General features: G+C 36.5%; 22 protein-coding genes and 1 pseudogene. 11 read left to right on the forward strand and 12 right to left on the reverse strand.

The genetic code is table 11. The annotated features are described in order from the left end of the window. Window positions 1-32 precede the first annotated feature (32 nt). From rpoN to AB8P06_RS09355, 4 genes are all read right to left on the reverse strand, one after another. Window positions 33-1496, reverse strand: a complete 1464-nt coding sequence (gene rpoN, locus AB8P06_RS09340; protein WP_369840756.1) for an RNA polymerase factor sigma-54 — start codon at window positions 1494-1496, stop codon at window positions 33-35. 158 nt (window positions 1497-1654) lie between these two features. After that, a complete protein-coding gene (asnS, locus tag AB8P06_RS09345) occupies window positions 1655-3103 on the reverse strand; it encodes an asparagine--tRNA ligase (protein WP_369840758.1) in 1449 nt (482 codons plus the stop codon). Between the two features lie 109 nt (window positions 3104-3212). After that, complete coding sequence (locus AB8P06_RS09350) at window positions 3213-3842, reverse strand: hypothetical protein (protein ID WP_369840760.1); 630 nt, start codon at window positions 3840-3842, stop codon at window positions 3213-3215. A gap of 9 nt (window positions 3843-3851) precedes the next feature. Then, the gene (locus AB8P06_RS09355) at window positions 3852-4523 is read right to left on the reverse strand and encodes an LA_2272 family surface repeat-containing protein (RefSeq protein WP_369840761.1); all 672 of its coding nucleotides are present in this window, start codon (window positions 4521-4523) and stop codon (window positions 3852-3854) included. A 105-nt stretch (window positions 4524-4628) separates the two neighbouring features. Between AB8P06_RS09355 and AB8P06_RS09360 the strand changes: the two genes are divergently transcribed. The 3 genes from AB8P06_RS09360 to AB8P06_RS09370 all read left to right on the forward strand — a co-directional run bounded on the left by AB8P06_RS09360 (window position 4629) and on the right by AB8P06_RS09370 (window position 8074). Continuing rightward, window positions 4629-5558 (forward strand): helix-turn-helix domain-containing protein, encoded by a 930-nt coding sequence (locus AB8P06_RS09360; RefSeq protein ID WP_369840763.1) that lies wholly within the window; start codon window positions 4629-4631, stop codon window positions 5556-5558. After that, window positions 5555-6358 carry a helix-turn-helix domain-containing protein gene (locus tag AB8P06_RS09365; protein WP_369840765.1) on the forward strand — a complete coding sequence of 268 codons (804 nt, stop codon included), beginning with the start codon at window positions 5555-5557 and terminating at the stop codon, window positions 6356-6358. Before AB8P06_RS09360 ends, AB8P06_RS09365 begins: the two co-directional genes overlap by 4 nt. 69 nt (window positions 6359-6427) lie before the next feature. Beyond that, on the forward strand, window positions 6428-8074 hold the full coding sequence (locus AB8P06_RS09370; RefSeq protein WP_369840767.1) for a serine hydrolase domain-containing protein: 1647 nt from the start codon (window positions 6428-6430) through the stop codon (window positions 8072-8074). Between the two features lie 41 nt (window positions 8075-8115). Here AB8P06_RS09370 and rimM read toward each other — a convergent pair whose 3' ends face one another. The 6 genes from rimM to AB8P06_RS09400 form a co-directional block, all read right to left on the reverse strand. Continuing rightward, window positions 8116-8658, reverse strand: a complete 543-nt coding sequence (gene rimM, locus AB8P06_RS09375; protein WP_369840769.1) for a ribosome maturation factor RimM — start codon at window positions 8656-8658, stop codon at window positions 8116-8118. A gap of 12 nt (window positions 8659-8670) precedes the next feature. Next, complete coding sequence (locus tag AB8P06_RS09380) at window positions 8671-9240, reverse strand: 30S ribosomal protein S16 (RefSeq protein WP_369840771.1); 570 nt, start codon at window positions 9238-9240, stop codon at window positions 8671-8673. Window positions 9241-9450: 210 nt separating this feature from the next. After that, complete coding sequence (locus tag AB8P06_RS09385) at window positions 9451-10347, reverse strand: T9SS type A sorting domain-containing protein (RefSeq protein ID WP_369840773.1); 897 nt, start codon at window positions 10345-10347, stop codon at window positions 9451-9453. Between the two features lie 194 nt (window positions 10348-10541). Then, window positions 10542-11054: a nitroreductase family protein gene (locus tag AB8P06_RS09390; protein ID WP_369840775.1), complete on the reverse strand. Its 513-nt coding sequence runs from the start codon at window positions 11052-11054 to the stop codon at window positions 10542-10544. A gap of 206 nt (window positions 11055-11260) precedes the next feature. Beyond that, window positions 11261-11710: a hypothetical protein gene (locus AB8P06_RS09395; protein WP_369840776.1), complete on the reverse strand. Its 450-nt coding sequence runs from the start codon at window positions 11708-11710 to the stop codon at window positions 11261-11263. Window positions 11711-11784: 74 nt separating this feature from the next. Further along, on the reverse strand, window positions 11785-12315 hold the full coding sequence (locus AB8P06_RS09400) for an SRPBCC family protein (RefSeq protein ID WP_369840777.1): 531 nt from the start codon (window positions 12313-12315) through the stop codon (window positions 11785-11787). Between the two features lie 185 nt (window positions 12316-12500). On the opposite strand from AB8P06_RS09400, the gene AB8P06_RS09405 reads away from it, so the two are divergent. From AB8P06_RS09405 to AB8P06_RS09435, 7 genes and pseudogenes are all read left to right on the forward strand, one after another. Beyond that, window positions 12501-14519: a M3 family metallopeptidase gene (locus AB8P06_RS09405; protein WP_369840778.1), complete on the forward strand. Its 2019-nt coding sequence runs from the start codon at window positions 12501-12503 to the stop codon at window positions 14517-14519. Between the two features lie 196 nt (window positions 14520-14715). After that, window positions 14716-15117 (forward strand): hypothetical protein, encoded by a 402-nt coding sequence (locus tag AB8P06_RS09410; protein ID WP_369840779.1) that lies wholly within the window; start codon window positions 14716-14718, stop codon window positions 15115-15117. Between the two features lie 128 nt (window positions 15118-15245). Beyond that, a complete protein-coding gene (locus tag AB8P06_RS09415) occupies window positions 15246-16298 on the forward strand; it encodes a serine hydrolase domain-containing protein (protein ID WP_369840781.1) in 1053 nt (350 codons plus the stop codon). A gap of 64 nt (window positions 16299-16362) precedes the next feature. Further along, window positions 16363-16598: pseudogene (locus AB8P06_RS09420) on the forward strand (RidA family protein); the annotation flags it as partial. A gap of 281 nt (window positions 16599-16879) precedes the next feature. Continuing rightward, window positions 16880-17680: a 4-hydroxy-tetrahydrodipicolinate reductase gene (gene dapB, locus AB8P06_RS09425; protein WP_369840783.1), complete on the forward strand. Its 801-nt coding sequence runs from the start codon at window positions 16880-16882 to the stop codon at window positions 17678-17680. 119 nt (window positions 17681-17799) lie between these two features. Next, window positions 17800-18906: a TlpA family protein disulfide reductase gene (locus tag AB8P06_RS09430; protein ID WP_369840785.1), complete on the forward strand. Its 1107-nt coding sequence runs from the start codon at window positions 17800-17802 to the stop codon at window positions 18904-18906. A 363-nt stretch (window positions 18907-19269) separates the two neighbouring features. Then, window positions 19270-19896, forward strand: a complete 627-nt coding sequence (locus tag AB8P06_RS09435) for a hypothetical protein (RefSeq protein ID WP_369840787.1) — start codon at window positions 19270-19272, stop codon at window positions 19894-19896. Between the two features lie 128 nt (window positions 19897-20024). Here AB8P06_RS09435 and AB8P06_RS09440 read toward each other — a convergent pair whose 3' ends face one another. Then, entirely contained in the window at window positions 20025-20624 is a 600-nt protein-coding gene (locus tag AB8P06_RS09440; protein WP_369840789.1) for a Crp/Fnr family transcriptional regulator, read from the reverse strand. A gap of 94 nt (window positions 20625-20718) precedes the next feature. Here AB8P06_RS09440 and AB8P06_RS09445 point away from each other — a divergent pair, with 94 nt between their 5' ends. After that, window positions 20719-21150: a GNAT family N-acetyltransferase gene (locus AB8P06_RS09445; protein ID WP_369840791.1), complete on the forward strand. Its 432-nt coding sequence runs from the start codon at window positions 20719-20721 to the stop codon at window positions 21148-21150. A gap of 29 nt (window positions 21151-21179) precedes the next feature. Here the strand turns inward: AB8P06_RS09445 and AB8P06_RS09450 are convergent, their stop codons facing one another. Beyond that, complete coding sequence (locus AB8P06_RS09450) at window positions 21180-21848, reverse strand: TerD family protein (RefSeq protein WP_369840793.1); 669 nt, start codon at window positions 21846-21848, stop codon at window positions 21180-21182.

Here is a 21848-nt window from a genome sequence, read left to right on the forward strand (position 1 = left end):
AAAGCATTTCAGGTTGAAATGCTTTTTTTATTTTAAAGTTCTTTTCTTAATCTTGCGACAGGAATATTGAGCTGTTCCCTGTATTTTGCAATGGTCCTCCTCGCAATATTGTAGCCCTGTTCTTTCAGGATCACTACCAATGCATCATCGGTAAGCGGCTTCCTTTTATTCTCCTTGCTGATCACTTCCTGAAGATGGGTTTTAATTTCTTTCGTTGAAACCTCTTCACCATCGTCATTCGTTAAGCTGTCGGAAAATAAATCTTTAAGATAGACAATCCCGTTTGGAGTATCTGCATATTTACTTTTAACCACCCTTGAAATCGTAGAAATATCAAAACCTGTAATGTCCGCAACGTCTTTCAGGATCATCGGTTTCAGTGATTTCTCATCACCGGTAATGAAATAATCTTTCTGGAATTTAACGATTGCCGTAATGGTCTGTAATAAAGTATTCTGACGTTGGTTAATGGCATCAATATACCATTTTGCCGCATCCAGTTTTTGTTTGATAAACAAAGCTGCCTGCTTGTGCTCAGATGAATTTTTATCATGTGAATAAGTGGTCAGAATGTCTTTATATTCTTCGGAAACCCTTAAAGTCGGGGCATTCTTACTGTTCAGCATAGGAATTACTATCCCGTCTTTCACCTGGATCACAAAATCCGGGATAATCTCCTGGTTGATCGTGATCGTCTGGGTGTCGAAATTACCTCCTACTTTAGGAGAAAGTTTTGAAATCTCTTCCAATGCATCTTTTAAATCTTCTTCATCAATATCATATTTCTGAATGATTTTATTATAATGCTTATTCGTAAGAGCATCAAACTGATGCCTTAAAATATTGGCGGCCAAAGAAACGGCTTTATCCGAACTTACTTTTTTCTCAATCTGTAATAAAAGACACTCCTGCAGGCCTCTCGCTCCCACTCCGGGCGGATCCAGCTTCTGAACATAGTTTTCCAGGATATCATCTACCTTTTCTTTTGTGGTATAAATCCCCTGTGAAAAAGCAAGATCATCAACGATCGATTTTATTTCCCTTCTTAAATATCCGTCCGTATCTAAATTCCCGATAATATATTCAGCGATCTTTACATCTTCTTCAGCAATATTGGCAAGATGAATCTGCTCCAGCAGATAATCATATAAAGACTGGCCCTCCGTTAAAAGGCTTTCATTATCAAATTCTTCATCATCGGCTGAATAATTACTTGATGCCGTTTTATAGCTCGGCTCATCGTCGTAAATATACTCATTCACATCAAAATCAGTTTCAATGCTTTCCGTACCTTCACTTTCATAATTATCTTCCAGGGAAGAATATTCATCTTCTTTAGATTCTTCCTTTACAATTTCCAGTGCCGGGTTTTCTTCTAACTCTCTCTCCAACTCCTCTTCAAACTCTAATGTATGAAGCTGGATCAACTTCATCAACTGAATTTGCTGAGGGGCTAATTTCTGTCCTAACTTGAGTTGTAAATGTTGTTTAAGCATAGTCCTCTTTGTGTTTTAACATAAACATATTCTACGAATTTAATAAAATTTATTCGATAAAACTATATTTAGCATGATTTTTGCTGTAACTTACTAACATAATAAGCTATTGAAAAATAAAAAAAGCCTTAAAAATTACTTTTAAGGCTTTTTTATATCTAGAATTCAGCATTCTTAGGGGTTCTTGGAAAAGGAATCACGTCCCTGATGTTAGTCATTCCCGTTACGAAAAGTACAAGTCTTTCCAAACCTAATCCAAATCCTGCGTGAGGTACCGAACCGAATTTTCTTGTATCCATATACCACCAAAGCTCGTGCTCGTCTACATGCATATCTGCCATTTTCTGCTTCAATACATCCAGCCTTGCTTCTCTTTCAGAACCGCCGATGATTTCTCCGATACCCGGGAACAGAACATCCATCGCGGCAACGGTTTTATTATCATCGTTAAGTTTCATATAGAATGCTTTGATCTCTTTTGGGTAATCAAATAAAACTACCGGGCTTTCAAAGTGTTTTTCCACCAGGAATCTTTCGTGCTCAGACTGAAGATCGGTTCCCCATTTTTCAACAGGATACTGGAATTTCCCTTTTTTATTTTCTTTAGAGTTGAGTAAGATCTCAATAGCTTCCGTATAACTTACACGCATAAAACGTTTGGCAATCACATTCTGAAGCTTTTCAATAAGGCCTTCTTTTGCTCTTTCTTTTTCCGGTTTGGATTTCTGCTCTTCCTCAAATCTTTTATCAAGGAATTCAAGATCATCTTTACAGTGATCCAGCACATACTGAATGACATACTTCAGAAAGTTTTCAGCAAGGTCGATGTTGTCTTCAAGGTTGTTGAAAGCCACTTCCGGCTCAATCATCCAGAATTCCGCAAGGTGACGGGTCGTATTGGAGTTTTCTGCACGGAAAGTAGGGCCGAATGTATAAATTCTTCCTAATCCCATTGCAGCTGTTTCTCCTTCAAGCTGTCCTGAAACCGTTAAGTTGGTCTTTTTTCCAAAGAAATCCTGTGCAAAATCGATATCTCCCTCTTCCGTTCTTGGAATATTGTTCAGGTCAAAGTTGGTTACCCCGAACATTTCACCTGCTCCTTCCGCATCAGCACCCGTAACAATCGGGGTGTTGATATAAAAGAACTGGTTTTGGTTGAAGAATGAGTGGATCGCAAAACTTACTGCATGGCGCACTCTGAAAACCGCACCGAATAAATTCGTTCTGAATCTTAAGTGAGCCTGGTCTCTTAAAACTTCCAGTGAATGCTTTTTAGGCTGAAGAATTGTTTTATCTCTTTCTTCCGTAAAGTTATCACCAAGAATAATAATTTTTTTAGCAATAATTTCCACCGCCTGGCCTGCTCCCTGGCTTTCCACCACCTCTCCTACTACTTTAAGAGAAGAAGCGGTACTGATTTTATTAATGATCTCTTCATCAAAATTTTCGAAATCAACAACTACCTGCAAATTATTAATTGTAGAACCATCATTAAGGGCTATAAAGCGATTTGCACGGAAAGTTCTTACCCAACCGTAAACCGTAATGTCATGATGTAATACCTTTTTGTAATCCTGTAGGATTTCTTTAATCGTCTGCTTTTTCATTTGTTGATTATAAATTTTCGTATAAAAATTAATGTTTGCAAAGTTACAAAAAAACAGCGCAATTTGATGATTACGCTGCCTTTAAAAAATCATTACTCAATTATTTAACTCAGAATCTAAAATTAATACTGGTTTCTACCGAAAAAGAATTAAATTTTTCCGGAACCGTATGATTATACCAAAGGGTAAAAGGCATATAAGAAGCCTGGATTCCCCAGCCTAAATTATTTCTCCAGAACCGTATGCCCTGCCCTATTCTTAGTGAGCTGACACTTTGTGTATCCGTATGAATGTAAACGGTGTTTTCATCTGTATTTTCTGGCTCATCATCCGGGATATCTTTACCATTGAAAAACAGATTATGCAGGCTCAGTTCACTGACCCATTCCAGGCTGTTATTCCGGAAAGAGTATTCTTTTACCATTCTTATTCCGGCGTTCAGAAGAAATTCTTTGTTGTGAATATCGTAAAACTGTCCGTTTTTACCATATTCAAAATCGTACATGCTGTTGCTGTAGTAAAAATTTAGCCCTAATTCCAGATGAGCTTTATTTTCATCAATCGGATAACGATGCCAGTAGCCTAAATATATTCCGGGATTTTGTCTGGTCTTGTATGATGAAAAATTGATAAAACTCCCGGCTTCAATAAGTGATCGTTTTTCTTTTCCGGCAATTTCCATATTTTGCTGTGCCGTGATATTAACAAACATCAGCAGGCAAATGAGACCGGTTTTCATTCCGGAAGTTTAAAAATTAATAAAAGGCAGGCTTCTCTTGCCATTCCTGTTCCAGAAACCGATTTGAAAACCTTTCATTTTATCGGATCTGTTTAATAAACCGATCTGAACACCTTTCATAGTCCCGGTTTTATTGTAAATACCCACCTGCAGGCCTTTCAACTGATCAGCATCATTAAAAGCAGATATGCTCAGGCCATTTAATTCTTTTGCGTACACTCCCAATCCTGAAACCATTATTCCGTTTCCTTTGTTAATATAGGTTGTTAATCCTGCGACCGAAATTCCTTTCATCGTATGTCCGTAATTGTACAGTGAAGCATTAATCCCGTTCTGGCTGATACCCGTGCCGTGTCCGCCACTGGAAAGAGACAGGCCGTTTACAATTAGATGAGGTTCTTTTTCTGTACCCGATTTCTTTGAGGGATCGAAAAACATCCATATGAGAATCCCGAGCGGATTGGGCTCAAGATTAATTCCGTTTATTTTTTGCGCATGGTTTTTATCCGTATCGAAAGTATCTCCCAATCCGATGGCGATTCCATCAACTTCTTTAATATTGTTTTTTAAAGGAGTGAATGCTACTAATTTTGTTTTCATATCCGAAACTCTCAGACTGTCCTGAGCATATAATATATTCGCCGTAAAAAGACTTACTATTAAAAAAAACATTGTTTTCATGACTGATTATTTTAAAATTCTTAGTCAAAATTATCTGCAGAAATCACCAATCTCAATGTGAAAAGGAATTAAAAAAAATATTACATTTGTGAAAATCGCAAAACCATGCATCAGGAAGCTTTACTCAAGGAAATACGCAGAAAAATCGGTGACCGGTCTTTGAACGATGAGATTGCCAACATTCTTAATATCAGCTACGATGCAGCCCACAGACGTACATCTTTAAAGGCGAAATTCAGTTTTGAGGAAGCTCTGGAACTGGCAAAGTATTACCAGATTTCCCTTGATCAGTTTTTAGGAACGGAAAACCAACTGGTTGTCAAAAGAACTCAACCTGTAAAAACCACCGAAGATTTATTAAACTATTTTGAGAACTCGCTTAAGATCCTGAATGTTTTTCACAACATCACCGATTCTCAGGTATTTTATTCTGCGAAAGATATTCCGTTTTTTTATACGATATCAAATACTATTTTATCGCGTTTCAAGTTTTATGTCTGGATGAATTTATTGAACCAGGACAAGTTTCTAAGTCCTTTTCATGAGTTTAAAATGGAATATCATTCTTCTAAAAACGATCTGCTGAAAGATTTATATGATAAACAAAACGTTACGGAAATCTGGAATGACACTACTATAATGAGTGCTCTCCGACAGGTTTCCTTTTATTCTGAAATCGGGCTGTTGAAACGGAATGATGCAGATCTGATCCTGGATGATTTAAAAAAGCTTCTTGAAGATCTTGAAAATAAAACTCTTCAGAAATCTAATTTTCAGATTTATGTGAATGATTTAGTAATTTTAAACAACAGTATTTTGTTTAAGAACGAACAGCAATGTTCATTTTTTGTTCCGTTCAGCATGTTCGGATATATGATGACCAATGATGAGCCGACCTGTCAGGATTCACTGAGTTATTTTGAACATCAGATCAAAAACTCAAAGTCACTGAACGAATCAGGAAACCGGGACAGAAAAATGTTTTTCAACAAAATGTACGAACAGATTGAAAATTTAAAACAAAAACGCTCATGAATACCCTCAGTAATGGTGAATTTTTCGGACAGACCAATAAGACCCTCAATTTAGACGGGCTTACCATTACGGATACGGAATACACGCATTCTTATGTAGACTGGCATTATCACGAAAATGCCTATTTCACTTTTCTTTTACAGGGAAACGTTATCGAAGCCAATAAAAAAGAAACCTACGAATGCTCTGCCGGAACTTTACTCTATCATCACTGGGAAGATCCGCATTACAATATTAAACCTGATGGTTTCACCAGAGGATTTCATATTGAAGTTTCAAAGGACTGGTTTGAGCAATACCAGATTTCAAAAGATCGTATTGAAGGAAGTTTCAACCTTAAAGATCCGACATTACAGCTATTGGTTTACCAGATTTTCAAAGAAACAAAAATTAATGAACAAACCCTGGAGATATCTGTTCAGCAGCTTTTATTGGATATTTTCAGCCACTTATCCGGCCAGCACACACATAAGGCTGAAAAGAAACCCGCCTGGGTCAGTCGTATTGATGAGCTATTACATGAAAGCTTCACTGAAAAACTCAATTTAACAGATCTTTCCAAAACTTTAGATATTCATCCGATGCATCTCAGCAGGGATTTTCAGAAATATTTTCATTGTAATCTGGGAGAATATATCAGAAAGCTGAAAATCAAAAAGTCTTTAACCCTTCTCCATAAAGCAGAATCCTTATCCGATATTGCCTTTGAATGTGGTTTTGCCGACCAGAGTCATTTTATCCGTTGTTTTAAAGATAATACAGGACTTACTCCTTTGAAATATAAAAAGATATTGCAATGATAGCAGATGTTAATTCTGTTCTATTTTATCTGAAAACCGTTTTCTATTTTTGTTCAGATAAAAAATGATATGAGAATCCTGTTTTTATTTATTCTTCTTACGATATCCGGTTTTGCTTCCGGACAAGCTCAAAATATCACCGATCCGGATAAGATCGAACTTCCGGTTCAGAAAAATCACCTGAAGACTGTTGTTTTCCTCAACCGGTCAATCCCACTGGAAAGTTTAAAGGAAAATGATTTTCTCTCAACGATGACTTTGGAGGAAGATAAAGATTTTGATATCAGGGTTTTCATGGATAATTCATTGGTTAATTATCTTCATCAGCTTAATCCGGCTTTATCTGCTGACGAACTGGTTAAAAAGGGAAATTACCAGTTTTCGTTTTATGTTGACGGGAAATTAATCTATCAGGAAAACCTGAATCCGGGAGCAGGTTCTCCGGAAAGCAAAAAATTAAAAACCACTTTCAGAATTCCCTTGATCAGTACTAAAAATGAAGATTCATGGGGAAGATATCTGTGGATGAGATTTTATCTGGGTAATAACGGAATTGATGCTTTGGAACCCGGAAATCATATCATGAAGATTGAAATCCGCCCTTATCTGAAGACAACCGATTTAAAAACCGGAAACATTATTGCAAAAGGTGAAATTAATTTGATCATTCCTGAAAAAAATGTTTCCGAGCAGCAGGTTAATGTTCAGCCCATTCAACCTAACAGCGGATGGAAAGTTTCGGATGAAAAAATAAATGCTGAAAAAATTAAAATATTAAATAGGAAAATTGCAGAAAACAGATTCAGGGATATTACCGGTATTGTAGTCATTAAGAATAATAAACTTCTATTGGAGGAATATTTCAGCCAATCCGGAAGAGACAGCCTGCAGGATACGCGTTCTGTCGAAAAATCATTTGCTTCAGCCCTTACAGGAATGGCTATACAAGACGGTTACCTCAAAAATGAAGATCAGAAAATCAGTGAATTCTATGATTTAAAAGCATTCAAAAATCCTTCATTAAATAAAGATAATGTTACCATAAAAAACTTATTGACCATGAGTTCAGGGTTTGACGGGAACGATGATAATTACGACTCTCCAGGAAATGAAGAAAATATGTATCCTACTGATAACTGGATAAAATTTGTACTGGATTTACCCATGACAGAAAATACACCAGGAAAAACCTGGGCATATTTTACGGCAGGGGTCGTTCTGACCGGAGATATTCTGGATAAATCGATTCCCAAAGGCCTGGAAAATTATGCCAGTCAAAAGCTTTTTAAGCCCTTAGGAATCAGTCATTATCAATGGCAATACACTCCACAGCATAAAGTTTCAATGGCCGGCGGTTTACGGATGAGAGCACTTGATTTTGCAAAATTCGGGCAACTGTACAAGAGTAACGGAACCTGGAACGGGAAAAGGATCATTGATCAAAACTGGATCAGAAAGTCATTTACCAATTATTTTTCAGATAACAAAGATTTTGACGGATATGGATATTTATTCTGGCGAAAAGTGTATAGAGTCGGAGATAAAAAATTTGAAGTTTTCCAGTCCAGCGGAAATGGCGGAAATAAAATTATTGTATTTACAGAACTTCCTTTGGTGATTGTGATTACAGCTAAAGCATATAATAAGCCGTACGCTCATTCACAGGCTGATATGATTGTCCAGGACTATTTGCTGCCCGCAATTAATCATGAATAATAAGAAATGTAAAAAGGTAAGAGATGAGATCAGTAATACGTTTACTCGTCTTTTTTAGAAGGAACTAAAAAGACATCGATAAGGCCTTCCGGCAGCTGCATTTTAATGAATCTTTCTTCTCTGTTGACCTCAAAAATCCAGTCTTTGATGATAGGAATTACCACTTCTTTTCCGTCTAAGTTGGTTACAAAATAATTCTGAGCGGTCTGATCGTTGATAGATCTGATCACTCCGCAATCCTTATCATTTTCATCAAGGATATTGAACCCGATTACTTCGTGATAATAAAACTGCTTTCCGGAAAGTTTCGGTAAGGTAGCAAGCGGCAGGTATACATTTTTACCCAATGATTGGTCTACCAGTGCTTCAGAAGAGTTTTTAAATGCAATATTCAGAGCATCAGATTTGCTCCATGATGATCTTTCAATAAAAAAAGGAACCAATAATCCGTTGATTTCAACGAATATTGATTCCAGTTTATTGTAAAGTTCGGGTTGATCGGTATCCAGTTTCAGGATAACATTTCCCGCAAGGCCATGTCTGCGTGTGATTTTTCCTAATAAATAGCAATCTTCTTTACGCATACAGGGTTTTTCTTAAGCTTCAGTGTTTTCTTCAGTCTCAGCAGCAGGAGCTTCTCCTTCTGTAGCTTCTTCAGCAACAACTTCCTCAGCAGGTGCGTTAGCAGCTTCTTCAGCAGCCTTAGCATCAGCTTCAGCTTGTGCAGCAGCAGCTAATCTAGCTTCGTTTACTTTGATTTCAGCTTCTAAAGCAGCTTTTTTAGCATCAGCCTGAGCTTTAGTTAAACCTTCTACTTTACCTTGTACTTTTGCATCTTTAGCTTCTAACCAAGCATTGAATCTTTTTTCAGCTTCAGCCTCATCAAACGCTCCTTTAGCAACACCACCTTGTAAGTGTTTTTTGTAAAGTGCACCTTTGTAAGAAAGGATCGCTCTAGCAGTATCAGTTGGTTGAGCACCGTTGTTTAACCACTTTACAGCAGAATCAACGTTCAAATCGATAGTTGCAGGGTTAGTAATTGGGTTGTAAGTTCCTAGTTTTTCGATGAATCTACCATCTCTTCTTGATCTAGAATCTGCAACCACGATGTGGAAGAAAGGTTTCCCTTTTTTACCGTGTCTTTGTAATCTGATTTTTACTGACATAATGTTTGAATTTTATGGGAACTCGTCCCAGTTAAATATTTAAGAGTGCAAAGATAATACTTTTTCTTATATGTTGAAATGTCAATATGATAATTTAATAATTTTTTTTCTCTTTTCTATCAATTCTAATCATTTATCAATAGTAAACAAAATAAATTGCATAAAAATGCTGATTCAAAAAGTGAGCAGCTTTTTCTTTTCAGAGCAGGCTTATTTACCAGCCTTTATGATCTTATGTTTGGAGAAAGTTTTATCCTGATATCCGATTTCAACAAAATAAACTCCTTTAGCTAATGAGGTACAATCCACTTTTTCATCAGATGTATTGTTTACAGAAACTGATTTCAGTTTTCTTCCTGTAATATCTGTGAATGTAATGCCTGTTATATTTTTATTGGTTTTAATTTGCAGGAATTCGTTTACTATGCTCGGATACAGCTGCACAGATTCCTGTTTTGATTTAAGATCATCTGTTCCTAATGTAGAGTCATATTCGATTACATAATATAATAGATCTCCCCCATACAAGTCGTTCCATTGTCCGGCATTTCCCATCGGCCATCCTGTTAGCGCCAACCCCAAATGAGTTTGCATATTTTGAAAATTATCTGGTTCAACTGCAACCGGAGGTCCACCTGGCGCAGTCCCCCAGTTAGTATAGGCACCAGTAATCCCCATTCCACCACTTGTTGCTGGTCCTCCAGTCCAAAAGGCAATCCCTCCATTAGTATTATTGCCACTACCATCCCATATCCATTCTGTACCTCCAACTCCTCTTTTATATCCCCCAATCCATACATAAGAAGCATCTCCTCCGTCAGGAGCCGTGGTATTGGCTGTATTGACTCCGGCTGCTGCACTCTGCAACATCGTAAAAACAGTATTTTGCTCGGCAGCGCTGTTAATTTCAGCCAGATATCCGCCTCTCTGCACGGCACATTGTGCTGCCCCTGTCCAGGTTGCTTTAGACTTCACAACTTCATACTTTTTTCCATTCGTGGTAAGAGTATAAATACTTGTTGCACCCGGACACTGACCACTCAGATCACTAAAAACACCGGCTGTACAAAGCAATACAGCCTTTAATAAAATAATTTTGTTTTTCATTACATTTGGTTTTAAATTCGGTTCCAAGGTAAATACTTTTCAGGACAAAATCAAAAACCAAAATCCCAACCGGAGCTCTATTAAAACACAATTTTCGTTAATTGGAACCGGTTGAAAAATACATTGAAACTATTTGCTATTTTTACGTAATATTAGCTCAGGAAAAAACATTATTTACGAATAATATTTTTTTTCTAGTCAAGACGTCCCATATAGAAAAGTCCCAGACATTTCTGGTTTTCCTCGATGGTCAAAGATTCTTTAAGATGATTTACAATACCCGGAGAGCTCCAGTAACAGCCTATATTATTTGCTGTACAGGTAAGGTACATATTCTGTACCGCCATGGAAACGGCAGCAATTTCTTCCCATTCAGGGACCATTCCACTAAAATTGACTATAATGGAAACAACAACATCCGCTTTATTGATTTTAAAACCAATATCCTGATATTTTTTTTCCAAAAAGGTATGTTCCGGCTGGGTCGCTTTGTAAATAGCCTGCATTTCCAAAGCTAACTGTTCTTTTTCTTCTCCTTTGAAGACTTTAAAACGCCATGGCTTTGTACGTTTATGATTGGGAGCTAATGTGGCAGAATGCAGTATTTCATCGATAATTTCCCCGGATATTTCATTTTCAGAATAATCTTTTGGGAAAATACTTCTTCTTTGCTCTATGATTTCTTTTAAAATTTCCGCTTTATTCATGAGACAAATTTACAATATGTAATTGAATGCATGATGCTCAATTAAATATGATTTTCTCACAATAATCGACGAATATAAAATGAATATAATGGAGGATAGATTTAAAGGTGTGTAGTATAGAAATTTGATTTCTGCTTTGCTGAAATATTACTACACCGATACATTGGCAGATTATTACATGATTAAATTGTTACATTGAAAAAAAATCAAAGTACCTCAACAATCTCTTGATGGATATTATTCAGGGTAAATGAGTCTCCGGGGACCATTCCCATCATCTTTTTAGCCATCGGGCTTTCAGGGGAAATGGCATAAAACCGGTCACCTTCAAAAAAGAACTCTCCCAGAGAAACCGAGATATAAAAACGGGCTTTATTGGTAATGACCAGTGAACTAAGCTGAACTTTTTCGGTACTGTTATTTAAAACTTTGGCCATATTTTTCTTAAGATCGTTCAGTGCGCCGAGCTGTCGCTGCATCTGGTATATCTCTTCCTGCATTTCCGTTCTCATACTGTCATATTTCGGAGTTTTTTTGATATCACGGCTCGCCTCTAAAGTAAATTCTATAAAGTTTTTTAATTTTTCAATCTTTTCATCAATCACAGTTTTTACATAATCTCTTATGTGATTTTTCTCAAATACTATCTTCTCCATAAATCTAATCTTTACATAAAGATAATATTTTTTAAAATAATAAAGCCCTGCAAATTCACCGGGCTTTATTTTTTTTATTTTTCAGCTAAAGTTTTCAGATCTCCTAGTCCCTGCTCAAACATTTTGCCCATCTGGCTGTCCATCATCGGCTTCATGATCTTCATCATTGTGTTCAGCTCATTATCCATAGTCCAGGTGACTTTTGTTCCGTTTCCTTCCGGAGTCAGAATGAAATTTGCTGTTGCATCACCTTCAAAAGGTTTGATGAAATGAAGTTTGCTGGTCAGTTTTTCATTCGGGGTTACAGCGGTTACGCTTTGCTCGCCCTCTCCTACTTTATCATTTCCTTTCCAATGGTAAGAATCTCCCACCTGACCACTCGTTCCCGAATAGGTAATTACAATATTTTTATCAGCCTTTGCAAACGGATTCCATACATTCATGGCTTTTGTAGACCCTACATACTGCCATACTTTCTCTTTCGGAGCATTAATCATCACTGATTTTTCAAAGTGATAGTCTTTGCTGAATACCAACATGGCAAAAACAACATACAGGATAACCAGTACGATGAGTACTCCTAAAATTTTCAAAATTGCTTTCATAGTTTTTATATTTTAATGTTAAGTCAAAATTAATTATTCCGGCAACATCATCGCTTTCCATATGACAAGATTATAAAAGATGGCAACAATTTTGTCACAAATCCTCATCTAGGCATTATTTTTGAGGCTTTCAGACACTATAATCCATTCAAATATTTAAATTTACATTAATTAAAAATTAAAAGATGAATATTTTAACAGAAACTTTTAATACTCCTTACCATACCCCACCATTCGACCAAATTAAAAATGAAGATTATCTTCCGGCTTTTAAAGAACTGATTCAGCAATCTGAGGATGAAATTAACGCCATTATTTCCAATACTGAAGACGCTGATTTTAGAAATGTGGTTGAAGCACTGGCTTATTCGGGAGAAAAGCTTGATATCGTTTCCAATATATTTTTCAATTTAAATTCCGCAGAAACAAGTGACGAACTCCAGCAGATCGCTCAGGAAGTTTCCCCGATTTTAACGGAATATTCTTCAAAAGTCTCTCAGAATGAAGCTTTGTTCAATAAAATCAAAAAGGTTTATGATGAGAAACAAAAATATAACCTCAACGAGGAGCAGCAAATGCTTTTGGAAGAGACCTATAAAGGTTTTGTGAGAAGCGGTGCCCTGCTTAATGATGAGGACAAAGAAAAATTAAAGAAAATCAATATGGATTTGTCTTTAAAATCGCTGCAGTTCGGGCAAAATGTTCTGGCATCCACCAACGCTTATTTTAAACATATTACAGATAAAAAGGATCTTGCAGGAATTCCCGATGCCATCATCGATCAATTTGCTGAAGAAGCCAAAGAAAGAAATCTTGAAGGCTGGGTAATCACCTTACAGTATCCAAGCTATATTCCTTTTATGACCTACGCTGAAAACCGTGAACTGAGAAAAGAGCTGGCTCTTGCCAACGGTAAAAAATCTTTTGACGGCGGGGAATTCGATAATCAGAATCTGATCAGGGAATTGCTCAATTTAAAACAACAGAAAGCTGAATTATTAGGATACAATGATTATGCAGATTTTGTTTTAGAAGAAAGAATGGCCAAATCTCCAGCCAAAGTTCTGGATTTTTTAAATGAACTTTTGACAAAAGCAAAACCTTATGCCAATACTGAAATAGAAGAGCTAAAATCTCTTGCAAAAGCTGATGGTATTGAAGAAATGCAGGCTTATGACCATACTTTTTATGCAGAAAAGCTTCGTAAGCAGAAATTTGACTTTAATGATGAGGAATTAAAACCTTACTTTCCTTTAAATCAAGTGCAGGAAGCCGTTTTCGGATTGGCCCAGAAACTTTTCGGGCTGACTTTTGAAGAAAGAAATGATATCCCGAAATACCATGAAGACGTAAAAACATATGAAGTAAAAGAAGACGGGCAATTCAAATCTGTTTTATATGCAGATTATTTTCCGAGAAAAGGAAAAAGAGCCGGAGCGTGGATGACCAGTTATAAAAACCAGTACCAGAAAGGTGGTGAAAATTCCCGGCCGCATATTTCAATCGTCTGTAATTTTACAAAACCTACCAAAGATACCCCTAGTTTACTGACTTTCCAGGAAGTGACCACTTTGTTCCATGAATTTGGCCATGCCCTTCACGGAATGTTGGCCAACACTCAATATCCCGGCCTTTCAGGAACTTCTGTAAAATGGGATTTTGTGGAATTGCCTTCCCAGTTTCTGGAAAACTTCTGCTACGAGCCGGAATTCCTGAAAACATTTGCAAGGCACTATAAAACAGGAGAAGTACTTCCTGACGAAAAAATCGAAAAGATCGAACAGTCTAAAAACTTTATGGAAGGTTACCAGACCATGAGACAATTAGGATTCGGAATCCTGGATATGATGTACCATACTAAAGTGAATGAGCTGGAGAACGAAAGTGTAAAAGAATTTGAAGACAAGTATACCAAAGCTACCCAACTTTATCCTTCCAATCCGGAAACAGCGATGAGCCCAAGTTTCTCACATATTTTCCAGGGTGGGTATTCTGCAGGATATTATTCTTATAAATGGGCGGAAGTACTGGATGCCGATGCTTTCCAGTATTTTAAGGAAAACGGAATTTTCAATCCTGAAATCGCCGCAAAATATAAAATCCTTCTCTCTTCGGGCGGAACCAAAGATCCGATGGAACTGTATAAAAGCTTCAGAGGCAGTGAGCCGAAAGTGGAAAGCTTATTGAAAAGAGCATTCGGATAAAATACAATAAAAAGCTTTTGAGAGATCAGGAGCTTTTTATTTTTCAATTTAAATTAATATTCAAACAGAAACAATACATAAGTGCTCTTTTAACCACCTTAGGTTTTCACAATTCCAAAAAGGCATACAAAATAAAATTCTCACCTATCTATATTTTATAGAAATTAATTTTATAATTTTATTGAAAATCATGGAAATGAAAATTGCTTATCCTCACAAAAGGCCTTTTATTAATTTAATTTTAGGAGTTCTCTGGATTGCCATAGGGATAAGTTATTTTTTGGAAATCAGCAACACTTCTCAATGGGGTCCTTCCCTTACAATAGTGGTCGGAATATTTTACATTTTGTACTTCGCTTATGAATATTTCAGCAAATACCTTGAGGTTACTGATGACAAGATCAAAGTCAATTCAATTCCTAAAAAAGAGATCAGGATCAGTGATCTGACGGAAGTAAGTCACTTTTCAGGAGATTTTATCTTCTGGACTTCGGATAAAATATTGGTCATTGCACAATCTCAGATCAATAAAAATGACCTGCCAAAATTTGAATCTTTCTTCAATAATCTTGATACTCAGTTAAAGGGCAATAAATAATAAAACTTCTTCACATCGAAAAGATTTCAGATTTTTTCTACAAATCACTATATTGCATTACATAGTAATTTAAATTAATCATATCTTTGCATAACAAACAACATCGTTATGCAAATAAAAAAACTTTCTTGTTCCTGATCGTATTGTTATTGTCTTTCAATACCAACAGTGCACAGACCTATGAAAAGAAAATTGACAGTTTAATCACCAGTGAATTTAACGACCCCGACGGACCCGGCGGTGTATTTATGATAGCTCAAAAAGGAAAACCGATTTACCGGAAAGCATTTGGAAAAGCAAATCTTGAGCTTGATGCCAATCTGACTCCGGATTACGTTTTCCAGATAGGCTCGATGACCAAACAGTTTACTGCAATTTCTATTTTAATACTTGAAGAGCAGGGCAAACTGAATGTACAGGACCCTGTATCAAAATACATCAAAGACTATCCTGCCGGTGATCAAATAACCATTTATCATTTACTGACGCACACCTCGGGAATTAAAGATTTTACAAAAATGAAATCTCTTTCCACAATTGCCCAAAAAGAAATGAAGCCCGAAATGATGGTCGATTTTTTCAAAAACGAGCCTGTTGATTTTGCTCCGGGAGAAAAGTTTGACTATAACAATTCGGGATATGTAGTTTTAGGGTACATCATAGAATTGGTTTCCGGGGAAACCTATGAAAATTTTATTAAGAAAAACATTTTTGACAAAGTTGGAATGACTCATTCTTATTATGCCACCGACAGGCAGATCATCCCCAACAGAGCCTATGGATACCATAAAAAAGAGCATGGATATGTGAATAAAACAATGATCAGCTTCAGTGTTCCCTTTTCCTCGGGCTCATTAATGTCAACCGTTGATGATATGCTGAAGTGGCAGAATGCCTTAAATAAAAATATATTGCTGGGATCCAAAGAAACAGAAAAAGCCTTCCGTCCATATAAATTAAACAACGGTGAACAATTGACTTACGGTTATGGATGGCATCTTAAGGATATCAACGGAATACCTGTAAGAGAACATGGTGGAAGTATTTTCGGCTTTAAAAGTATGGCGGTTTATATTCCCGGAAAGGACATTTATGTAATAGGATTCAGCAACTGTGACTGTCATTCGCCTACAGAAGTGACGAGGAATATCGCAAAAGTAGTATTGAAAAACCTTCAGTAAGCAATAATACTAAATAGATTCCACAATAACATTGCAGCCATTCTGGATTTTTATACAATCAACAGTTTTAAATGAAGCAACAGGAGGCGTTTTAAATCGTGTAAAATGTTGTGTGCAGGTAACAGGAACTTTCAATACCCGGGATACCTATACCCAATATGCCGCTTTAATGAATGTTGCTTCAGATCCTGCGGTCGAAGTATTTGGGGAAAAGGAAAACATGGAAGGGCAATGTTCGGAGCTTCTTCAATTCCTGTGAATTCCTCAGTAGAAATCCAGGCTGTTTTTGAAGTGGAATAAAAAATAATGGCAACTATATACCATTTTACACTCATCATTTTTATTAACGCAAAGCTTTTAAAATCCGATTGCGATATTTTAAGAAAAGCAAAGAAAAGCAGTAAAACTGCTATGAAGCATTCCTTTGAAAATCTATTTTAATAGATTAAAAAACTTTGCTCATCTTAATAGGTTTGACTCATCATTTTCTTTGCGATAAAAACCGATCAAAGAAGCAAGAAAAAATAAGTGTAAAATGGTATATAGTTACCAAAATAATTTTAACTTAAACAAAAAATATCATGATCAAAGTATTCATTGCAGGTGCTACAGGCTGGGCCGGATCCGAACTGAGCAAAGGTGTTTTTAAACAGGAAGGAATGAAACTGGCCGGCGGATTATCCCGTTCTCATAATGGGAAGAATTTAGCGGAAATACTTAATCTCAGGAATGAAGAAATCCCGGTATTTGATACGATAGAAAAAGCTCTTGATGCAGTAGATTTTGATGTTTTGTTTGATTACACCAGACCGGATATCGCCAAAACCAATATCCTGGCTGCTTTAAAAAGAGGCAAAAAAGTAATTGTAGGAACTTCGGGATTAACAACGGAAGATTATGCCGAAATAGAAAAGGCAGCGAATGAAAACAACACTTCTGTCCTGGCCGTAGGAAATTTTGCCCTTACCGTTGTCCTTTTACAGAAATTCGCGGAGATCGCAGCAAAATATATCACCAATTACGAGATCATTGATTATGCCCATGAGCATAAAATTGATACTCCAAGCGGTACGGTGAGAGAGCTCGCGCATCGCCTTGCCATGATCCAGAAGCCAACTGTTTACATTCCCACGGATCAGCTGATTGGTGAAAAAGAAACCCGGGGTGCAGAGATGGAAGGGGTACATGTACATTCGGTGAGACTTCCGGGACATGTGATTGCCGTTGAAACGATTTTCGGACTGAAAGATGAGAAATTGATCATAAGGCATGATTCCGGAACCAGCGCCGAGCCCTATGTAAAAGGAGCTTTATTGGCCATTGAAAAAATCGGGACATTCACAGGGCTGAGACGTGGCCTGGATACCGTGATGGATTTTTAAATAAAATCCGGTCATAATTGTTATACAGAGGTCATTTTTAAGGCCTCTTTTTTATTGGGTATAATTTATCTTACATATCGGGTAAAAGCATATCTTTACATTACAATCTTACTTTATACATGAAAAAAATTTCACAAGTATTCCTTATTTCATTATCAACAATAGCTTTTGCCCAGACGAATTTTAAAATAGAAATCAATGCTCCTCAATTCGAAAAGGATTCTCTGTTTATGGCTCCGCCGATGAGTATGACCAATATTTTCGGTCTTTATCACCTGAATGTAGATGAAAATAAAAATGTGGCTTTCAGAAAAAAAATGAGTGCTGCAACAATCAGGATTAAACCTGAAAACAGCGTTTCGGGAACCATAGACTATCCTCAGCCTTTTGTAATTTCTTATTATGATGCGGCTATAAACGGCGGCTATTCTTCAAAAATATTTTTCGTTGAGAAAGGCAGTCAAAAGATTCAGATTAAGAATAAAGACCTTGACTACAGTTTAGAGTCTGCCTCTATTACCAATACAGAATATAAAAAGCTGAAAGAAAGCCTGAAAGCAGCAGATGAAAAATTAAAACCTTTTCAGGAAAACAATCCTGAAGATATTGAAAACAAACAAAAATTATTACAGGCTTATATCAGGAAAAATCCGAACTCTTATCCTGCTTTCTGGGAGATTGTCAATGATTTTTCCACGCTTGGCTTCAACAAAATTTATCTTGAAAGTTTAGCATTATTTTCCAATAAGCTGAAAAATACAAACAGTTACAAGGAACTCGATAAAATGCTGGTTATTGAAAATCTCACGGCTTCCGGAGGTAATTTCCCTGATATGCAGCTGAATTCCACAGACAGCATTACCCAAACCGATTTCTCAAATTATAAACTGACTTTGATTGATTATTGGTCAAGCACCTGCCATCCCTGCATTAAAGATTTGCCCAATCTGGTGAAGCTACGCGAAAAATATAAAGATAAGGGAGTTAATTTCATCAGTATCGCCGATGATCAGACCAAAGAAAGGATGGAACGGGCAGATAAAATTTTGCATCAGAATAATATCAGCTGGAAAAACTATTTTGACCTGAATAAGGAATTTCCAAAAAAGCTCAATGCCTCAGTAGTGCCCTTACAGATCCTTGTTGACAGTAACGGTAAGATCATCTCTAGGAAAATGGGTGAGCTCAATCAGATTGAAGCGGCGATAGAACAGTATCTCAAATAATAACAATGGCAGCCGTAAAGCTGTCATTTTCTTTTAAGCAGCAGATCATAATTCCGGCTTTTGAATGAGAATAATTTTAAGTTTATAGGATGAGGTTTCTATTCATTCTATTTTTCCGATTTCTGAAAATACAGCCGAAAAACAGATAGGGATAATATGAAATTGAGAGATGAAAAATATCCTCCTAAAAAACAGATCCGTCTATCTGTTTTTAACAATTTTATTCAAACCCATAACCGGAAATATATTAAGAGAAGCATAAAAAGAATTTAATATTTTCTCCGGAACAGAATAAATTTTCTTTACCTTAGTGTAGAAAATATTGTACAAAACCACCACATAATTAAATATGATTACACCTATATGGCAGAAGAACTTTATTTCATAAAACCCAACCCAAACGTTGCCAAAATCAATCTGTACAATAAACTCTGCCGTGAAGAACAAGATGTACTCAATTTTTTAGACAACGATAAAAAAGCAAGCCTTGAAATCATCAAACAGAAAGTAAAAGATTCCGTAGAAAACCTCACGAAGGAAGAACTGCTGAATATTTTCTCGTGGTTTAACCATAACTATCATTCGGATAGCGAAGAGGTGAAAACCCAGCTTTTCATTAACGGGATCGATTTGTTTTATGAAATACCGGCTACCTCTGATGTGCATAGTTTTCAACAAATTCTTTCAGATTATGAAAAATATTCTCAGCAACGTTTAAATTACAAAGTTGATTCTGAAGAATTCAACCATTTTTTAATTTATGGAATATTTTATTCAGCTATGGTGCAAAAAGATGACCGGAATATTTTAGCTGATTATCTGAAAACAGAACATAAGACTTTATTTTCCTTTGCAGAAGAACAATTCAGCGCCAATAACGGAGGATTGATCCTGGAAAGTACGCCGCAGAATATCTATACTTATTTTTCGGATCTGTATGATTCTACCAAATTTTATAAGGGTTCAATCATTAAGCTTCATGATGCTTAAATAAGAATTTCAGTTCCTTCCGAATTTGAAAGTTTGTTTTTTTCATTTCTATTTTACTGAAACAATACGGAACGTAATGATAATCAGATACTTATACTCACTTATCAGGCTATCCTCTTATGCAATGCCTATTTTTTCGCTCGGATTCGGCTTAATGTTTCCTGGGTAATTCCTAAAAATGAAGCAATCATTCCTAAAGTAAGAAGCTCATTCGCTCTTGGATGTGATTTTACAAAATCATCATATCTTTCTTCCGCGGTCTGAAACAGCATCCTGTCTATTCTGTTCTGGGTCATGATAAGCACGCTGCTCATGATCATTCTGTATAAATACTGAATATCGGGATGCTCAGCTGCTAAAGCTTCAAGGTCTTTATAACTGAGCTTCCATAAAACAGAATCATCCAGAAGTTCAATTCCCCTTTTATCAGGTTTCTGACGAATGAAACTGATGATCGACAGCAATAACGTTTCTTCTCCTCTAAAACCGTCAGTAACATCTTTTTCATCTTTATAATAGAAAATTCTTGCTGCTCCTTTTTCAATGAAATAAATATTTTCGCAAATATGTCCGGGTTTTACCAGAATAGTATTTTTAGGGAAGTCTTCTTTTTTAAGTTTTGTAAAAACAGCCATCATACTTTCTAATGACAAATTTACCGGTGATGTATTTTCATCCTCCAACATAGAGCTGATGTATGAATTTATCGCACTGAAAATATTAAGCATATTATTAATTTTTCACAAAGAAAAGGAAAAATAATTCTTATATAAAATTCTATTTTCTTATTTTAGAACAGGAGTTTAAACAGAAATAAAAGGTATGGATTTACAATATAAGAAAGCCTCAGAAAATGATATTGATTTTTTACTCGACCTGAGAATAAAAACAATGAACGAGCATCTTTCAAGCTCAAATCTGCCTACGGAAAAAGAGTTTCATCTTCAAAGAATACAATACCGGTTTGACAAAGCCCAGATTATCCTTCTGAATGATGAGCCCATCGGATTGTTAAAAGCAGACCGGAGTGAAGACAAAATAGAAGTTATACAAATTCAGATTGATCCCAAACAACAAGGCAAAGGAATAGGAAAAGCTATTTTAAAAGACATTATCGAAGAAAGTTTATCCGTTCGGAAACCGGTCACCTTAAGTGTTTTAAAGACCAACAAAGCTCAGAATCTGTATGCCAGTCTGGGCTTTAAAGTTATTGATGAGGATGAGTATTCTTATATGATGAGGTTTTCAAGCTGAAAAAAGTATGCTGTTCTGCATACTTTTTATTATTTGTAGGTATAGGGTACCAGGACTTCTATAAAATTATCCGTCCGGTAAGGCTCTCCTATTGCCCTGAACTTCCAGTCACCATTATACCGGTAAGCTTCTGCAAAAACCATGGAACACATTCCGTTCATACCTTCATCACCGGAAAGGCTGAATTTTGTAATTTCCTTTCCTCTTGCATCTACTGCTCTGATAAAAGCATTTTCGATCATTCCAAAATGTTGCCTGTTGGTATTCCCCTGATAAATAGAGACCACAAATACAATTTTCTGATAACGCTGATCAAGCTGGTCTAATTTCACAATGATCTGCTCATCATCGCCGTCACCTTCTCCGGTTCTGTTATCCCCGGTCAGCCAGATTTGTCCGCACGGATGCCGCATTGAATTGAAATAGATGACATCTCCGCCATAGAGCACAATCTGTTTTCCGTTGGCTCTCTGTACCGTGTTTCCCATATTGGCTACTTTACCGTTGCTATCCAGAAGAAATGCTACAGCATCAAGGTCATACTCGGCTTCTTTATTGAATAGATTACTGAAAAAACCACCCTGCTTACGAACATCCCATCCTAAGCCGATGGTAACCGTGGAAAGGTCATAAACATCTTCACCGCGGTCATTTTTCCTTAAATTAATTGTCTGACCTTTCTGTAAATTAATTGCCAT

Origin of the sequence: Chryseobacterium tongliaonense (genome assembly GCF_041224435.1) — a bacterium.
Lineage (GTDB): Bacteria > Bacteroidota > Bacteroidia > Flavobacteriales > Weeksellaceae > Chryseobacterium > Chryseobacterium tongliaoense.